14 protein-coding genes are annotated in these 17,933 nt (G+C 69.3%); 3 read left to right on the forward strand and 11 right to left on the reverse strand.

All coding sequences use genetic code 11. The annotated features are described in order from the left end of the window. Positions 1–52 precede the first annotated feature (52 nt). The 3 genes from MT490_RS14405 to MT490_RS14415 are packed head-to-tail and all read left to right on the forward strand — an operon-like array spanning position 53 to position 7,599. Positions 53–6,574 (forward strand): YadA-like family protein, encoded by a 6,522-nt coding sequence (locus tag MT490_RS14405; protein ID WP_297389058.1) that lies wholly within the window; start codon positions 53–55, stop codon positions 6,572–6,574. A gap of 37 nt (positions 6,575–6,611) precedes the next feature. Next, positions 6,612–7,049 carry an outer membrane protein assembly factor BamE gene (locus MT490_RS14410; protein WP_297389061.1) on the forward strand — a complete coding sequence of 146 codons (438 nt, stop codon included), beginning with the start codon at positions 6,612–6,614 and terminating at the stop codon, positions 7,047–7,049. A 19-nt stretch (positions 7,050–7,068) separates the two neighbouring features. Beyond that, the gene (locus tag MT490_RS14415; protein WP_297389065.1) at positions 7,069–7,599 is read left to right on the forward strand and encodes an OmpH family outer membrane protein; all 531 of its coding nucleotides are present in this window, start codon (positions 7,069–7,071) and stop codon (positions 7,597–7,599) included. A gap of 454 nt (positions 7,600–8,053) precedes the next feature. On the opposite strand, the gene MT490_RS14420 is transcribed toward MT490_RS14415, so the two are convergent. The 11 genes from MT490_RS14420 to MT490_RS14470 all read right to left on the reverse strand — a co-directional run. Then, positions 8,054–9,301, reverse strand: a complete 1,248-nt coding sequence (locus tag MT490_RS14420) for a DUF4010 domain-containing protein (protein WP_297389068.1) — start codon at positions 9,299–9,301, stop codon at positions 8,054–8,056. Positions 9,302–9,343: 42 nt separating this feature from the next. After that, positions 9,344–10,702, reverse strand: coding sequence for an oxygen-independent coproporphyrinogen III oxidase (hemN, locus tag MT490_RS14425; RefSeq protein ID WP_297389070.1), 1,359 nt, complete (start codon positions 10,700–10,702; stop codon positions 9,344–9,346). 56 nt (positions 10,703–10,758) lie between these two features. After that, on the reverse strand, positions 10,759–10,950 hold the full coding sequence (locus MT490_RS14430; RefSeq protein ID WP_297389071.1) for a hypothetical protein: 192 nt from the start codon (positions 10,948–10,950) through the stop codon (positions 10,759–10,761). Between the two features lie 23 nt (positions 10,951–10,973). Continuing rightward, positions 10,974–11,141, reverse strand: coding sequence for a cbb3-type cytochrome oxidase assembly protein CcoS (gene ccoS / locus MT490_RS14435; RefSeq protein ID WP_297389073.1), 168 nt, complete (start codon positions 11,139–11,141; stop codon positions 10,974–10,976). Continuing rightward, positions 11,138–13,279, reverse strand: coding sequence for a heavy metal translocating P-type ATPase (locus MT490_RS14440; protein ID WP_297389075.1), 2,142 nt, complete (start codon positions 13,277–13,279; stop codon positions 11,138–11,140). Before MT490_RS14440 ends, ccoS begins: the two co-directional genes overlap by 4 nt. Beyond that, entirely contained in the window at positions 13,276–13,734 is a 459-nt protein-coding gene (locus MT490_RS14445) for a FixH family protein (RefSeq protein WP_297389078.1), read from the reverse strand. The genes MT490_RS14440 and MT490_RS14445 overlap by 4 nt, the downstream gene beginning before the upstream one ends. Further along, entirely contained in the window at positions 13,731–15,203 is a 1,473-nt protein-coding gene (gene ccoG, locus MT490_RS14450; RefSeq protein WP_297389080.1) for a cytochrome c oxidase accessory protein CcoG, read from the reverse strand. Before ccoG ends, MT490_RS14445 begins: the two co-directional genes overlap by 4 nt. A gap of 7 nt (positions 15,204–15,210) precedes the next feature. After that, positions 15,211–16,131, reverse strand: a complete 921-nt coding sequence (gene ccoP, locus MT490_RS14455; protein ID WP_297389083.1) for a cytochrome-c oxidase, cbb3-type subunit III — start codon at positions 16,129–16,131, stop codon at positions 15,211–15,213. Continuing rightward, positions 16,124–16,288 (reverse strand): cbb3-type cytochrome c oxidase subunit 3, encoded by a 165-nt coding sequence (locus MT490_RS14460; protein ID WP_297389085.1) that lies wholly within the window; start codon positions 16,286–16,288, stop codon positions 16,124–16,126. Before MT490_RS14460 ends, ccoP begins: the two co-directional genes overlap by 8 nt. Then, on the reverse strand, positions 16,285–17,019 hold the full coding sequence (ccoO, locus tag MT490_RS14465; protein WP_297389088.1) for a cytochrome-c oxidase, cbb3-type subunit II: 735 nt from the start codon (positions 17,017–17,019) through the stop codon (positions 16,285–16,287). Before ccoO ends, MT490_RS14460 begins: the two co-directional genes overlap by 4 nt. Positions 17,020–17,031: 12 nt before the next feature. After that, positions 17,032–17,933 (reverse strand): cbb3-type cytochrome c oxidase subunit I (locus MT490_RS14470; RefSeq protein ID WP_297389091.1); only part of this gene is annotated, 902 nt, incomplete at its 5' end.

Raw genomic sequence — 17,933 nt, forward strand, 5'->3', positions numbered from 1 at the left:
TGTCTGCGCTCTCGCCCACTGTCCAACCGGCGAGCAAAAAAGGGGAATTGTCATGGTTAGCGTTGCGTCCGCATCGAATGGCGATCGTCACACCGGCCTCGCCAGGAACTGGATCGGCGGCAGGAGCGAGGGAAGCTGGACGCAGCGGCGCCGGCTGATGGCGATGCTGCGCCGCGCGCATCGCGTGCTGGGCGTCAACCGCAGGGAATTGGGCGTGGGATCACTGGGCTTCGGCGGCGGCGTCCGGTCGGCACTTCTGTCGTCCGCAAGTCCCGCGGGCATGATCGGCGGCCTGGCCGCGATCGTCGCGCTGGGGCTACCAGCAGCGGCGCAAGCCCAGACCGCCGTCGGGAACGGCACCGCATCGGGCGCGCAGAGCATCGCGATCGGAACCACCGCGACCACGGCCACCGCGAGCGGACCGCGCAGCGTCGCGATCGGAAACCAGCCGACGGCGGCTGGACTGGATTCGATTGCGCAAGGCACACTCGCCAGTGCCGGCGCTCAGAACGCCGTCGCTATCGGCTTCCAGGCGGCCGCGACCCAGATCAACACCGTCTATCTCGGTGCGCGCACCCTGGCCGGATCGGGAGCGCTTGCGCCCGGCGCCATCGCCATCGGCACCGATGTGACAGCGTCTCTGAACGACGCCGTCGCGATCGGGCGCCAGTCCGTTGCGTCTGGTCAATATACAGTGGCGCTCGGTCTGAATGCGAATGCCTCCGGTCCCGGGGGTGCGGTGGCGGTGGGGCAAGGTGCCATCTCGAACAACGTCAATACGGTCGCGCTCGGCGTTCAGGCCAATGCCACCGCAGCGGGCGCGAGTGCCCTGGGCACTTTCTCGCTTGCCTCGGGAGGGAACTCTACTGCCGTCGGCGTCGGTGCCACGGCCAGCGGGGCCTATGCCTGGGCCGGCGGTCATGGGTCCATCGCCGGCGGCGCTAACAGCACCGCGGTCGGGCGCCTGGCCAACGCCGCCGGCGCCGATTCTGCCTCCGCCGGTTTCAATTCCAGCGCGGGCGGGATCAGTTCGTCGGCGTTCGGCACCGTCTCCAATGCCTCGGGAGACTATTCGCTGGCCCTGGGCAATCAGGCTGTGTCGAGCGGCTTCGGCTCCGTTGCGGCAGGTTCGGGAGCCCAGAGCACGAACGTCGGGGCCGTCGCGATCGGTAACAACACCCTTGCGACCAACGACCGCGCAACCGCGCTGGGCGTCAGCGCGTCGGCGAGCGGGCTGAGCGCGCTGGCCGTGGGCGACACCGCGAATGCGAGCGCCCAGAATGCGATTGCCGCCGGCACGAACGCGATCGCCAATTCCGCGGATTCGGTCGCCATCGGCACCAACACGACGGCCACCGGCGGCAAGGCGGTGGCGATCGGCGCCGGCAACGTCGCCAATGGCGACGGCGCGGTCGCGATCGGCGATCCCAGCACCGCGACCGGCGACGGCGCGGTGGCGCAGGGCAAGGACAACACCGCCACCGGCAACGGTTCGGTCGCGATGGGCAACACCAACATGGTCGGCGGCGGCGGCCAGGCGATCAGCACGCCCGGCACGGCGGCGCAGGGCGCGGTCGGCATCGGCTATCAGAACAACGTGGTGGGCCAGGGCTCGGTCGCGATCGGCAGCACCAGCAGCGCGCTGGCGGCGGGCGCGGTCGCGTTCGGCGATACCGCGGTCGCCAACAATGCCGGCGACGTGGCGCTCGGCTCGGGCTCGAGCACCTTGGTCGCGGTCGGCACGACGAGCATGACGATCAACGGCACGGTCTACAATTTCGCCGGCACCACGCCGACCAGCACGGTGAGCGTCGGCGCCGCGGGCGCCGAACGCACGATCACCAACGTGGCGGCGGGGCGGATCAGTGGCGGCTCGACCGACGCAGTCAACGGCTCGCAGCTGTTCGCGACCAACCAGTCGATCGACGCGCTGGCGAACACGGTCGATGCGACGGCCATCCATTATCTCAGCGTCAACGACGGCGGCGTCACCGGCGGCAATTACAACAATAACGGCGCGACCGGGACGAATTCGATCGCCATGGGGGTGAATGCGGCTTCGCAGACGTTGGACAGCGTCGCCATCGGCATTGGCGCCTTCAACCAAGACCCGGGGGGGGCCGGGACCTCCACCGATCAGATTGCGATCGGCACAGCGACGCACACCTTCGGTGGTAATGCGATCGCCATCGGTGGCCAATCCTCCGCGCTCTTTACAAACTCGATCGCACTCGGCGGGGGGGCGGCGGGAGGCAGCACCTATGCCATCGCCATCGGCTCCGGGCCGACGACGGGCGCCAGCGCAACGGGCATCGGGGCCATCGCCATCGGTGGCGGTGGCGGAACGGTGCCCACCGGTGCTCCAGCCTCGGCAACCGCAAACCGCGCAATCGCCATCGGCCAGAACACGGTCGCTGCGTTCACGAACTCGGTAGCCATGGGCAACAGGTCTGTGGTCGGGAGCGCCTCCTCGGTGGCCCTGGGCGACACCGCCACCACCGGCGCGACAGGCGTCAACGTCGCGATCGGCAATCTGAGCACGGCCAATGCCGCCACCGCCGCCGGCGGCGCGGTGGCGATCGGGCGCTTGAACACCGCCTTCGGCGACGGCGCTGTATCGATCGGCGATCCGAGCTTTGCCAGCGGCACCGGCGCCTTCACCGGCGGCGCGAACAATATCGCCAATAGCGACGGAACCGCGACGGCAACGGCCGCCAACCAGGCAAACGGCGCGGTGGCGATCGGCAACAACAACCGGGCGATCGGCCAGGGCAGCGTCGCGCTCGGCAACGGCTCGACCGCCGGCGCGGCCGGCATCGCCGGCAATGTCGCGCTGGGCAACGGCGCGATTGCCACGGCGAGCGCCGGCGATGTCGCGCTCGGCTCGGGCTCGAGCACCGTGGCGGCAGTGGGCACCAGCGGCACGACGATCGGCGGCACCGCCTACAGCTTCGCCGGAACGACGCCGACCAGCACGGTGAGCGTCGGCGCGGCAGGTGCCGAGCGCACCATCACCAATGTCGCGGCGGGTCGGCTCAACGGCGGCTCGACCGACGCGGTCAACGGATCGCAGCTCTTCGCGACCAACCAGGCGGTCGAAGCGATCAGCCAGGGCTGGGCGATCAGCGCCGAGGGCGCGAATGCCACCAGCGTCGGCGTGGACAGCGCGACGGGCAACAGCATCGATCTCAACAATGCCGACGGCAACATCGTCGTGTCCAAAAGCGGGGCGAGCAACAATGTGAGCTTCGACCTCGCCGACAACGTCACGCTCAACAGCGTGACCGCGGGGGGCACGGTGCTGGGCACCACCGGCCTCACCATCGCAGGCGGGCCGAGCGTCACCACCACGGGCATCAATGCCGGGGGCGCAACCATCACCAACGTCGCGGCGGGCGTGAACCCGACCGATGCCGTCAACGTCAGCCAGCTCACCAGCTTCACCTCCGGTGTATCGGCGGCGGGCGTCAACTTCACCGGCAATGACGCCAGCGCAGGCGTCGTGCATCGCAATCTCGGCGAAACGCTGACGATCGCGGGCACCGCCACCACGGCGGGCAGCTATTCGGGCAGCAATATCAGGACGGTCACCGATCCGGTCACCGGCGCGATCAACATCCAGCTGGCCGACTCGCCGACCTTCGGCGGCGTCACCGTCAACGACGGCGGCACGGGCAAGATCACCGGCGTGACCGACGGCACCATTTCGGCGGCCTCGACCGACGCGATCAACGGCTCGCAGCTCTTCGCGACCAACCAGCAGGTCACCCAGAACACTACCGACATCACCAATCTCGACGGCCGCGTGACCACCATCGAGGGCGATCTCACCAACATCACCACTGGCGGCGGCATCAAATATTTCCACGCCAACTCGGCGCTGGCGGACAGCCAGGCGCTGGGAACGAACTCGGTCGCCATCGGCCCCAATGCGGTGGCCAACAATGCCGGCGACATCGCGCTGGGCAACGGCTCGATCACGTCGGTGGCGGTGGGCACGAGTGGTGCGACGATCGGCGGCACCGCCTACAGCTTCGCCGGAACGACGCCGACCAGCACGGTGAGCGTCGGCGCGGCGGGCGCCGAGCGCACGATCACCAATGTCGCGGCGGGCCGGCTCAACGGGGGTTCGACCGACGCGGTCAACGGCTCGCAGCTCTTCGCGACCAACCAGCAGGTCACCGCCAACACGACGGCGATCGCTGGCAACACCACCGCCATCGCGGGCAACACGACTGCGATCACCAACCTCACCAACAACGTCAACAACGGCACGGCAGGGCCGGTGCAGCGGACCGGCATCGCCGATCAGCTTGCCCTTGTAGCGCCCGGCGGCTCGGGTGCGGCGCCGGGTGCGGCGCAGAACCTGACCAACGTGGCGGACGGGGCGATCAACGCGACCTCGACCGATGCGGTCAACGGATCGCAGCTCTTCGCCACCAACCAGCAGGTGACCCAGAACACGACCGACATCGCCAATCTCGATGGCCGCGTCACGACGGTGGAAGGCGATCTCACCAATCTCGGCAACACGATCACCAACATCGCCGGCAACACTTCGACCGCCTATTCCGACGCGAACGGCGACGGCATCCGCTATGCCCGCACCAACGAGACCGGCCTGGCGCAGACCGACGCCTTCGCCCAGGGGGTGGGCTCGACCGCGATCGGCTATCAGGCGACCGCAACCGCCGGGAACGCGGTGGCGATCGGGCGCGACGCGCAGGCCAGCATCGACGGTTCGCTGGCGCTGGGCAGCGGCTCGGTTGCCGATCGTGCGATCGCGCCGATCAGCGGCACGATCGCGGCCGGCATCGGCTTCGTCCCCTACAACACGACCGACGCGACCCTGCTTGGCGCGGTGTCGGTCGGCAACGCGGCGACGAGCGACTATCGCCAGATCACCAATGTCGCCGACGGTACGAGCGCGCAGGATGCGGTGACGCTCCGCCAGCTCCAGGGCGCGATCTCCTCGGTCTCGGTGACCCCCGTGCAGTATTTCCACGCCAATTCGACGGCGCCGGACTCGCTCGCGGTGGGCGCGGAATCGATCGCGGTCGGCCCCACCACGGTGGTCAATGGCGACAACGGCATCGGCATCGGCAATGGCGCGATCGTCCAGATGACCGCGCCCGGCGGGACCGCGATCGGCCAGAACGCCCAGGTCTCGCAGGCGGACGGCGTCGCCCTCGGCACCAATTCGATCGCGAACGGCATCCAGTCGATCGCGATCGGCCCGGGCGCCAATGCGAGCTTCTCGGGCAGCGTCGCGCTGGGCGCGGGCGCGACGACCAGCGTCGGTTCGCGGATCGGCTATACCGGCTACGGCCTCGCCGCACCGCAGAACTCGGCGGGTGAAGTCTCGATCGGTGCGGCCGGCGCCGAGCGGCAGCTCACCAACGTGGCGGCGGGTTCGGCCCCGACCGACGCGGTCAATGTCAGCCAGCTCGATGCGGTCGCGCAGAGCGTGAACAGCCAGGTCACCAATCTCGACAGCCGGGTGACGGCTGTCGAGGGCAGTGTCACCAACCTCGACGGGCGGGTCACGACGGTCGAGAGCCGGACCAACGCGGTCGAGAACCGGGTGACCAATGTCGAGAACAATGTCGCCGGCCTCGACAACCGGGTGACCAACATCGAGGGCAGCGTCTCGACGGTGCAGAGCAACGTCACCAATCTCGGCAACAGCACCGCCGCCGGCCTTGGCGGGAACTCGAGCTACGATCCGACGACCGGGACGGTGTCTACCTCGCTGAACGTCGGCGGCAACACCTACACCAACGTCAACGACGCCCTGACCGCGATCAACCAGACGGCGGGTGCGGGCTGGAACATCCAGGCCAATGGCGGACCGGCGACGAACGTTCCTTCGAACGGCACGCTCAACGTCACTGCCGGCTCCAACACGGTCGTGACGCTGAACGGCAACCGGCTCGAGGTCGCGATGGCCAGCAACCCGACCTTCACCGGCGTGGTCAACGCCAATGGCGGCCTCGCTGTCGGCGCCAACACCAGCGTCAACATGGGCGGCAACGTGGTCCAGAATGTCGGCGCCGGCGCGGTGAACGCCACTTCGACCGACGCGGTCAACGGATCGCAGCTCAACCAGGTGCAGCAGGTCGCCAACAATTCGGTGCAATATGACGCCTCGCGCAATTCGGTGACGTTCAACCCGGGTGGCCAGGCGGCGGTGCTGCACAACGTCGCCGCCGGCGTCGCGCCGACCGACGCGGTCAACCTCCAGCAGCTCAACGACGGGCTGGCGAGCACGCTCGCATCGGCCAACGCCTATACCGACACGCGGCTGGCCGGCCTGGAGTTCGATCTGTCGCAGGTTCGGCGCGACGCCAATGCCGGGACCGCGGGCGCGCTGGCGGCGGCGGGACTTCCCCAGGCGTTCGAGCCGGGCCGCGGGATGCTGGCGTTCGGTGCCGGCACCTATCAGGGGCAATCCGCCTTCGCCCTCGGCCTCTCGCGGGTGATGGATGACGGCCGCACCGTCATCAAGGCGGGCGCGACCTACGACACGCAGAAGCGTGTCGGCGCCAATGCCGGCGTCGGCTTCCAGTTCTGACGCGCCACCGCTCATCTGACCTTCCAAGGAGGACGCAATGAAAACCGAGTTCCTCGCGCTCACGATCCTTTCGGGGTTCGGCCTCATCAGTCCGGCTGCGGCCGTCGCGCAAAAGGCTTCACCCCAGCCGCCCGCCACCTATGTGGCGTCGGTCGATCCCTCGGCCTTTCACAAGGCACCGCTCGAGCACAAGAAACTGGGCGTGACGGTGAGCCCCGCATCCGTGCGGCTGATCACGCCGGGGGTCGACAAGTTCAGCATCTATCCGCTGCTCGGCCCGCCGCATTTCGGCGAGGGCATCACGCGCCGGTGGAACTATGTCCTGTTCTTCCCCGTCGCGCCGGGGAGCACGGAACGGGTGCGCTGCCGGATGCAGATCCGTTTCGAGCGGCAGCGCGGACGCTATAGCGTCACGGTGTCCGAAGTGATCTGGCAGGAACAATCCTGCGCGGATCGGGTTGCGGCCGCGAACTGATTGAGAGAGAGGTGGCGCCATGCGATTGATCGGCCTGTTCGCCACCTCCCTGCTCATGCTCGTCAGCCTTCCCGCGTCGGCGCAGACATTCGGATCGCCGATCCCGGGAATGTGCCTGTTGTCGCGCATGGGCGCGATCAGCGCCTCGCGGGCGGGCCAGTCGATGCAGGTCCAGCTGCGGCAGATGCAGACGTCGCTGAACGGCGAGCTGGCGCAACGACGCGCGTCCCTCGATCGCGAGCGCCAGGCGCTCGAAGCGCGGCAGAGTGGCATCGCGCCGATCGAATTCCAGCGACAGCTGGCTGCGCTCAACCAACGGGCGCAGGGCATCGAGCAGCAGCAGAATGCGCGCTTCATCGCCGCGCAGACACGCGGCCAGCAGCAGATCGATCGCGCGCTAAACGACGCACTCAGCCGCGTCATCACACGCAGCGCATGCAGTGTCGTGATGGAACGCGACCACGCCTATGGCTGGAACAACGCCATGGACATAACCGGGGCAGCGGCCCGCGAAATGGACAGCGTGCTACAGAACATCGTTCTTCAATAGGACGCCTCTCGCGCGGAACCGTTCTTCTGGCATCGGTCAGCCAATCCGGCCAGTTTCGGCATGGCCCCGCCCCGTACTCGGGTTGCGTACCCGAGCGTCAGTGGCGCTCGGTTCAATGCCGGGTTTCGTCCTCTCGGCCTTCCGGGCGATCCCATTGGGAAGCTTACCGACGCGGCTGCCTCGTACATTTCCCAATGTTCGACACGCCAACCGCCGCGCATTCCGGCTGTGCTTGCTGTCGCTTCCGAAGCCAGCATGGAGATGCGATCATGTCCCACAAGCCGGTTTCTCCTGTGCCCGATACGATCGAGCCGCGCGCGCCCGCGGAGGCGCCATCCACGCCGTCGCCGGCAGAGCAGCCAGGCCGCTGCGCGCCGGAATATGTCTGTCCGCCCGATCCGGGCTACACACCCGATGCCGCTCCGCAGGAGCGACCCGCATCTGATCCGGACAGCTAGGCCAGCAGCAGCGCAGTGCTTGCCCCGACGGCGACGACCGGCAGGAGGAGTGCCAGCGCGGCCCATTGCGCGCGCCGCCATCCGGCGATGCTCAAGAGCAGACCGAGCTTGAGCAGCGTGTTGAAGGCAACGGGAGCGGCGATCGCGAGCGCCGCCAGCCGCGCCGACAGCGCCGAGGCGGGAAGGGCACCGATCGCCGCGATGGCGGAGTCGACATCGACCATGCCACCGATTGCGATGACCGCCGCGCCGCCACCCTCGCCGATCCGATGCTCGAGCCATGCGGCGGCCACCGTGATCACGGCCACCAGCGCCGCAAAGAGGAACGCCGTGGCCAAACCGGGCGGCTTTGCCGGGACTTCGGCAGAGCTTCCACCGTGCGCCGCGGTTGCCCAAAGCAGCAAGGCTGCCGCGACGATCGCGACGGCCAGTGCCGGGCCGACCAGCATCGCGACATCGGAGAGTGCCAGCGGTGCCAGCGCCGCGACCAGCAGGAGGGTGCGCGCCAGCATGATCGCCGAGGCGAGCGCCACGCCCGCCTGATTGGCGGCGCCTTCGCCGCGCCGGATCGCGTGGGCGCAGGCCAGCGTGACCGCGGTGGAGGACACGAGCGCCCCCAAGGCCGCGGCGACGAGGCTGCCATGCCGCGGGCCTTGCCATCGTGTCAGAATGTAGCCGGCAAACGAGATGGTGCCGATCACCACGACGACGACCCAGATCCGGCGTGGATTGAGGCTGCCATGCGGGCCGATGCCCGTATCGGGCAGCAACGGCAGGACGAGAAAGGCGACCAACGCCAGTCGGACCAGCGCCCGGACGTCCTGTTCGGAGCTTTGCTCGACCAGCCGGTGCAGCGGACCACGAGCGGACAGCAAGGTGACGATTGCGGCGGCTGCGATCGCCGCGAGCGCGTGCTGCCCGGTCGAAGCCAGCGCGCCGAGCAGCATGGTCGCGAAGGCCGCGACAGCCGCCGTGGCGCTCACGTTGCCGTCTTGGCGCATCGCCAGCGCATGGCCGATCAGCAACATGGCTGCCGCGGCAACGACGAGGACCAATCCGAGCGCGAGAAGCGCGCCGGAGGCGGTCAGGCCGGCGAGGCCGCCGAGCAGCCCGAGGATCGCGAAGGTACGCACGCCAGCCACGCGTTGCCCGTCGGGCTCGTCGCGAAACTGCCAGCCGCGTTCGAAGCCGATCAGCAGGCCGATCGCGAGCGCCAGCGCCAGCCCAGGGACGAAGTCGGGCATCACTCGCACCCGACAGGTTGGAGAGCGCGGCCGGATTCCAAATCAGATCGCCGAACTGAAGCGGCTGACGCTCGCCTGCCGATAGCGATCGAACACCGCCGCGATGGTGCGTGCATATGGCAGAGCTTGCGGGAGCAGTTCGATGAAGTCGTCTTCGACCCGCACCAGACCTCGAGCCTCGAAACGTTCCACTCGCGCGATTTCCGGCGCCAGGTCGATCGCGCGCGGGAGTTCGGCCCGGCCGGTGGTCAGCAGGCGCTCGATCACGGTGCCGCGGAGGCGATCCTCGGCGTCGCGAATGACGCCCTTGTTCACCGGTAGCGCGCCGGCGGCGATCCGCTCGCGATAGCGGCCGGCATTCTTCTCGTTCTGCAGCAGCCGGTCCGGGAAGGTGCTGATCGCCGAGGCGCCGAGGCCGATCAGGATCTCTGCCTGATCCTCGGTGAAGCCCTGGAAGTTGCGGCGCAGGGCCCCCGAGGCGGCGGCCTCTGCGAGCGCGTCGCCGGGCCTGGCGAAATGATCGAAGCCGACGGGCACGAAGCCATGGTCGATCAGGCGGTCGTGCGCGAGCGCGGCCTGGCGGAACCGGGCGGACGCGTCCGGAAGCGCCGTCGCGTCGATTCGCCGCTGGCGTGGGATGAGGTGCGGGACATGCGCATAGCCGAACACGGCGAGCCGGTCGGGCGCCATCGCCACCGACTCGTCGAGCGTCTCGAGCAGGTCGCGCGCCGTTTGGCCGGGCAGGCCGTACATCAGGTCGAAGTTGATCGAGTCGAGCCCGGCGCCACGCAGCAACTGTGTCGCGCGGCGGATGGTCTCGACGGGCTGGACCCGGCCGATCGCCGCCTGCAGACGCGGCGCCAGCGTCTGGACGCCGAGGCTCGCGCGCGTGACTCGGTTGCGCCGCAGCGTCTCGGCCCAGTCGCTGCCGAACCCGCGCGGGTCGATCTCGACCGAGAGCACGGGATCGTCGAGGGTGAAGTGGCGCGTCAGCGCCTCGACCAGCGCATCGAACTGCTGCGGCGCGATCGCATTGGGACTGCCTCCGCCAAAGGCGATCCTGCGGATCCTGCCGCGACCGTCGAGCCTCGCCCCCACCAACGCGATCTCGCGCAGCAGCGACTCGAGATAGGCGTTGAGCCGCGTGCTGCGGTTGGCCGCACCGGTGTTGCAGCCGCAATACCAGCAGATTTCACGGCAATAGGGGATGTGGAGGTAGAGCGAGACCGGGGCGTCGGCCGAGACATGGTCCAGCGCGGTGCCGAGCGCCTCGCCGTCGAAGCCTTCGACGAACTCGGCTGCGGTGGGATAGCTGGTGTAACGCGGCACCGGCGTGGCGAGCAGCTCGGGGTAGAAGGGCCAGGCGGGTTCGGCGGCGGAGCGGGCGAGCGCGATCGTCATCGTGTGCGCCATGCCAGCAGCGACGCGGCCCGGCACTTGTGGATTCCCCGGATGGCTCAGTCGCAGTTCTCGTCCTCGCCTTCGCCGCGCGCGCTTCGCGTGCAGGCGGCGTGACAGGCATCGGGGCAGTCGCGGCGCTCGTCGCGCTGGCGCAGCGGCAGCGGCAGGGGGTGCGCGGCGCAGAGGCGCCCCAACACCGGTGCGGAGGCGGACGCGCGCGGTGCGGCGGCGAGCAGCATCGCCGCCATCGCGACAAGAGTCGCGGCGCGGCTCATCGCCGGTCATCCGGGCGAGCGGCGGCCTCGTCCTCGATCAGGATGCGCAGCGCCGCTCCGTCGAGATCGTCGAACTGGCCGCTCGACGAGGCCCAGAAGAACGCGCCGAGGCCGAGCAGGCCGAGCAGCAGCGCGACGGGGATGAGGACGGCGACGATGCTCATCGCGCGGCGCTCCGCAGGCGCAGGGCATTGGCGACGACGAGGATAGACGAGCCCGACATCGCCAGGGCAGCGACGAGCGGGGTGACATAGCCGGCGATCGCCAGCGGTACCGCCAGCACGTTGTAGCCGATGGCGAGCACGAAGTTCTGCCGTACCACCCGCATCGTCCGCCGCGCCGCCGCGATCGCGACCGGCACCGGCATCAGGCGGTCGCCGAAGAAGACGACGTCGGCGGCCTGGCGCCCGACGTCGCTGGCGGCGGCGGGCGCCATGCCGACCGAGGCGCATTTGAGCGCCGGTCCGTCATTGACGCCGTCGCCGACCATCAGCACGCGCTTGCCCGAGGCCTCGAGCCGGGCGACCGCACCATATTTGTCGGCGGGCGACATCCGTGCGCGGGCGAACAGCCCGAGCCGGTGCGCGAGCGTCCGGACGACCAGCCAGGCGTCGCCCGAGACGAACTGTAGGTCGAGGCCGAGCTTCCTGAGGCGGGCGACGGCCGCGGGCGCGTCGACGCGTTCGGCGTCGGCGAACAGGATGCGGGAGACCGGCGCCGCGTCGAACGCGAAGCAAGTGCTCACCTCCTCGGCATCCGGCGCCTCGGTACCGGGCGCCACCCACGCAAGTCGCCCAAGCGCCGCGCGGCGCCCGTCGACCATCGCCTCGACGCCACTGCCGACCACTTCGCGGAGCTCGCTGAGCGGCACCGGAACGACTCCCTCGGCTTCCAGCGCTGCGGCGATCGCGCGGGCATGCGGATGGCGGGTGCCGAGCGCGAGTGCGAGCAGGAGGCGACGCGCCTCCGGATCCTCGGGCATGCCGGCGACCGGGGTGAGCTGGCCGAGCGTCACCGTGCCGGTCTTGTCGAGCAGCACGGTGTCGACCGCGGCGAGCTTCTCGATCGCGGCGCCGTCGCGCACCAGCACGCCGCGGCGCATCAGCGCGCCGGAAGCGACGACCTGCGCCACTGGCACCGCCAGCCCGAGCGCGCAGGGGCAGGTGATGATCAGCACCGCGACGGCGATCAGCAGCGCTTCGTGCCAGCCGGCGCCGGCGATCAGCCAGCCGGCGAGGCTGAGCGCGGCGAGCAGATGCACCGCCGGCGCGTAAAGGCGGGAGGCGCGGTCGGCGATGCGGACGTAGCGCGACTTGTGCTGTCCGGCGGCTTCCATCAGCCGGGCGATGTCGGCCAGCACCGTGTCGGTCGCCGCGGCGGTGACGCGGACGGCGAGCGGCGAAGTGAGGTTCATCGTTCCCGCGAGCACAATGCCGCCGGCCTCGACGGGCTCCGGTGCGCTTTCGCCGGTCACGATGCTGCGATCGATATCGCTGATTCCGGCTTCGACCACCCCGTCGACGCCGATGCGGTCGCCGGCGGGAACCAGCACGCGCATGCCGGGCCGGATTTCGGCCACCGCCACGCTGCGGACCCGTCCGTCATCATCGAGGACGCGCACGTCGTCCGGCAGCTTGCGGAGCAGCGAGGCGACGGCATCCTGCGCGCGCTCGCGCATCACGCTGTCGAGCAGCCGGCCGCCGAGCAGGAAGGCGATCAGCATCACCGCGCCGTCGAAATAGGCGTGCGGGCCCTGCACCGCGGTTTCGTAGAGGCTCATCGCGCAAGTGAGGGTGATGCCGATGCTGATCGGCACGTCCATGTTGGTGCGGCCCTGGCGCAGGGCGCGCCACGCGCTCTCGAAGAACGGGCGGCCGGCATAGGCCACGGCGGGCAAGGCGATCAACGCGGAGAGCCAGTGGAACAGCGCACGGGTGGCGCCGTCGGCGCCCGACCATATCGAGACCGAGAGCAGCATCACGTTCATCGCCGCGAATGCCGCCACGGCGAGCGCGCGCGCCAGTCGCTTGCTCTCGCTGTCGGCGGTCTTCGCCTCGGCAAGCAGGTGCGCCTCGAAGCCGAACTTGCCGACTCCGGCGATCAGCGCCTCGGCGTCGAGCGCCGGATCGTGTGCGACGTGGAGCCGCTTCGTGGTGAAATTGACCCGCGCCTCGATCACGCCGTCGAGCGCGAGCAGGCCGTGCTCGAGCTTGGCGATGCAGCTGGCGCAGCGCAGCCCGTCGACGACGAGATCGGTGTCGGCAAGCGGCGCGGCGGCGCGGAGCGACGTCGGGGCGTTCATAGCCGCACATCCTCGACGAAGCGGGCGTCGCGGCCGGCGGCGCGCGCGTCGATCCGGATCCGCCAGCGGCCGGCGGGGAGCGCGTGCGGGGCGGCGTAGCGGCCGTCGCCGAGCGCCGTGAGAGCGAAGCTGCGGCCGGGCAGGCGGCCGAGCGGGTGTTCGGCCTCGACGGTTACCGCGGCACGCTTGATCGGTCCGTCGGCGTCCCTGAGCGCGACGAGGAGCGCACCGTCGCTCGTGCCGCGCGCCTCGGCCTTCCACCCCTGCGCATCCTGCGCATGGGCCTCGGCGAGCCAGGCGTTGAAGCGCTGGCTCGCGACATAGCTGTTGTCGACCACGGCGCCGCCGAAGGTGCGCACGGCATTGGTCGCCATGACGAAATTGACGGCGATCACGATGCCGAAAAAGCCGATCAGGATCGCCGCCATGTGCCGGCCGGTGAAGGGACGCGTCATTGCCGGATCTCCGGGCGTTCGAAATGGCTGGTGGTGGTGGCGACCTCGCCTTGCGGGTCGAGCGCGCGGACGGTGAAGCGGAGATCGCTGCGTTGCGGCCCCGCCTCGGGCGCGGCGAAGAACAGGCGCTCCTTGGCGACCTTGTCGGCCTCGACGCGGAAGCGCACGCTCTGCCCCGCGCCGGCGCGGTCGCCGGTTTCCGCCCAGACCACTCCGGGCACGCCGCCGATCGTCAGCTCGATCTCGCGCGGGCGAGCCTCGAGGTTGCGGACCTTGATCTCATAGGTGTTGCGGATCGCGCCGTCGCTGAGCCGCACCCAGAGCGGGTTGCGCGTCTGGAGCACGCTCAGCTCGAGCCGCGTGCGACCTTCGAGCATCGTCAGCATTGCGATGCCGATCGCGCACCAGACCGCGAAATAGGCGAGCGTACGCACGCGCAGCAGCCGGCGCAGCGGCGACACCGGCGCCTCGCCGGCCTGCTCCGCGCGCGCGTCGAGCTCGGTCGCATAGGCGATCAGCTTCGGTTCGCGTCCGATGCGCGTCATCATGTCGTCGCAGGCGTCGATGCACAGTCCGCAGGTGATGCAGCCGATCTGCGGCCCTTCGCGGATATCGATGCCGGTGGGGCAGACCGCGACGCAGGCATTGCAGTCGATGCAGTCGCCGGTCTCCAGCAGCGCGACCGGATGCGTCTCCGCCGCCTTGCTGCGCTTGAGGCCGCGCGTACGCGGTTCGCCGCGCCAGAACTTGTAGGTGATGGTGAGCGAGCGCTCGTCCATCATCGCGGTCTGGATGCGCGGCCAGGGGCACATATATTGGCAGACCTGCTCGCGCAGCAGCCCGCCGAGCACATAGGTCGTCGCCGCAAGGATGCCGACGGTGGTGTAGGCGACGAGCGGCGCCTCGCCCCGCACGAACTGGCGGGCGAGCGTCGGCGCGTCGGCGAAGTAGAAGATCCACGCGCCGCCGGTGAGCAGGCCGATCAGGATCCAGATGGCGTGCTTGGCGATCCGGCGGGCGATCTTCTTCGGCCCCCACGGCGCGGCAAGCAGGCGGAGCTGGGCATTGCGGTCGCCGTCGATGAGGCGCTCGACATGCTGGAACAGATCGGTCCACACCGTCTGCGGGCAGGCATAGCCGCACCAGGCGCGGCCGACCGCCGAAGTGACCAGGAACAGCCCGATCGCCGCCATCACCAGCAGTCCGGCGACGTAATAGAATTCGTGCGGCCAGATCTCGATCGAGAAGAAGTAGAAACGGCGATGCGCGAGGTCGACGAGCACCGCCTGGTCGGGGGCGTAGGGCCCGCGGTCCCAGCGCAGCCACGGCGTGGCGTAATAGACCAGCAGGGTGAGCGCCATCACCGCCCATTTGAAGCGGCGGAACGGTCCCTTCACCGCTTTGGGCAGCACCTTGCGCCGCGCCTCGAAGAGGTGCGACGCGGGGCCGGGCCCGGCAGGCGCGTTCATCGCTCGATCACCGGGGCTCGGCCGGAGCGGCGGCGACCTGTGCGGCTGGCGGAGTCGCCTCGCCGCCGCCGAGCGCATGGACATAGGCGGCGAGCATCTTGATCGTCACCGGATCGAGCTGCTTGCCCCAGGCGGGCATGATCCCGCCATGGCTGTTGGCGACGGTCTCGGCCAGCGCCGCGCGATCGCCGCCGTAGAGCCAGATCGCGTCCGTCAGGTTGGGGGCGCCGACGCTGCGGTTTCCGCGGGCATTGTCGCCATGGCACGCGGCGCAATTGTTGGCGAAGACCGGCGCCCCGCGCTTGGCGGAGGCGTTCGCGGGTTCCTGTTTCGACGCGAAGCGAAGATAGGACACCACGTCCTCGATCTCCTCGGGCTTGAGCAGCTGGTCGCGCCCGAAGGCGGGCATCTGCGACTGGCGCGTCGCGTCGTCGCCGGGCTGGCGGATGCCATGCTCGAGCGTCTGCTGGATCGTGGCGAGGTCGCCGCCCCACAGCCAGTCGTCGTCGTTGAGATTGGGGTAGCCCTTGCTTCCGGCAGCGCCCGCGCCGTGGCAGGCGGCGCAGTGGACCTTGAATGCCGAGCGTCCGCCCTCCACCGCGGCGGCGAACAGCTGCGGGTTGCCCGGCAATTGCTCGAGCGGCGTCGCGGCGAGCGCGCGCATCACCGGCGCGCGCCGGTCGCGCTCCGCGGCAAGCTCGCTCTGGAGCTGGCCGCGGCTCGACCAGCCGAGGACGCCTTCCGTGGCCCCGCTGATCAGCGGCCATGCCGGATAGGCGACGCAATAGACGATCGCGAACAGGATGGTGCCGTAGAAGGTCCACAGCCACCAGCGGGGCATCGGGGTATCGAGTTCCTCGATCCCGTCCCATTCGTGCCCGACCGTGCTGGTGCCGGTCTTCTCGTCGATGCGCTTGTTGTCAGCCATCGATAGGTTCCTCGTCTTCAAAGATGCTGGTGGCGGCGCGGACATTTCCGCGGGCGGAACCGGGCAGGAAGGGCCAGGCGACGAGCGTCAGGAAGACGGCGGCCATGACGACCAGTCCCCAGCTGTCGGCGAAATGGCGCAGCGCGTCGTAGTTCATTTCGCCTTCTCGCGTGCTGCTGCGGCGGCGAAGTCGACTTGCGTGCCGAGCCCCTGGAGATAGGCGACGAGCGCATCCATCTCGGTCAGCCGACCGCGGTTTCCGTCGAAGTCGCGCGACTGTGCCTTGGGATAGCGCCGCGCGAGATCGGCGGTGTCGCCGTCGCCATAGCCCTGCGTCTGCAGGTCCTGCGCCGCCTTGGCGATGTCCTCGTCGCTATAGGGCACGCCTTCGGCTCGGAGCGCCTTGAGGTGCGCGGCGATGTCGCCCGCCTTGAGCTCGCGCTCGGCGAGGAAGGCGTAGCGCGGCATGATCGATTCCGGCACCACCGCCCGCGGCTCCTTCAGGTGCTGGACGTGCCATTCGTCCGAATAGCGGTTGCCGACGCGCGCGAGGTCCGGGCCGGTCCGCGAGGAACCCCATTGGAACGGGTGGTCGAACATGCTCTCGGCGGCGAGGCTGTAATGGCCGTAGCGCTCAGTCTCGTCGCGGAACGGCCGCACCATCTGGCTGTGACAGCCGTAGCAGCCCTCGCGGATATAGATGTTGCGGCCGGCAAGCTCGAGCGGCGTGTAGGGGCGCACGCCCTCGACCTTCTCGACGGTCGACTGGATCCAGAACAAGGGCGCGATCTCGACGATCCCGCCGATCGCGACGGTGACCAGAGCGAGCGCCGCCAGCAGCGTGACGTTGCGCTCGATCTTCTTGTGGCCCTGAACGAGGCTTGGCATCTTCGGCGTTCCTTATTCGGCGGCGGCGGTCACGCGGCCGCCATCGTTCGCGGGCAGCGACGCGGGGGCGGGCGCCGCGTCGCGGGCGGGGAGGGGATGGTCGCGCGCCGGATCGAAGGCGGCGTCGCTCATCGGGGCCTCCTCGCGGAGCTTGCCGGCGATCGTCATCCAGACGTTCCAGACCATGAACAGCGCGCCGAGGAAGTAGAGCAGGCCGCCGGCCACGCGGATCACGTAATAGGGGTGCATCGCCTGGACGACTTCGGCGAAGGAGTAGACGAGGTAGCCGTCGTCCCCATATTCGCGCCACATCAGGCCCTGGGTGATGCCCGCCACCCACATCGAGGCGGCGTAGAGCACGATGCCCAGCGTCGCACACCAGAAGTGCCAGTTGACCATGCGCAGCGAATAGAGCCGGGTGCGGCCCCAGAGGCGCGGCGTCATGTAGTAGATCGCGGCGAAGGTGATCATGCCGTTCCAGCCGAGCGCGCCCGAATGGACATGGCCGATCGTCCAGTTGGTGTAGTGCGAGAGCGAGTTGACGCTCTTCACCGACATCATCGGGCCCTCGAAGGTGCTCATCCCGTAAAAGGCGAGCGCGAACACCATCATGCGGATGATCGGATCGGTGCGGACCTTGTCCCACGCGCCGTTGAGCGTCATCAGCCCGTTGATCATGCCGCCCCAGCTCGGCATCCACAGCATCACCGAGAACACCATGCCGAGCGTCTGCGCCCAGTCGGGCAGCGCGGTGTAATGGAGGTGGTGCGGGCCGGCCCAGATGTAGAGGAAGATCAGCGACCAGAAGTGGATGATCGACAGCCGGTAGCTGTAGATCGGCCGCTCGGCCTGCTTGGGCACGAAATAATACATCATGCCGAGGAAGCCGGCGGTCAGGAAGAAGCCGACGGCGT

The sequence above is a fragment of the Sphingomonas sp. genome, from assembly GCF_026460985.1.
Taxonomy (GTDB): domain Bacteria; phylum Pseudomonadota; class Alphaproteobacteria; order Sphingomonadales; family Sphingomonadaceae; genus Sphingomonas.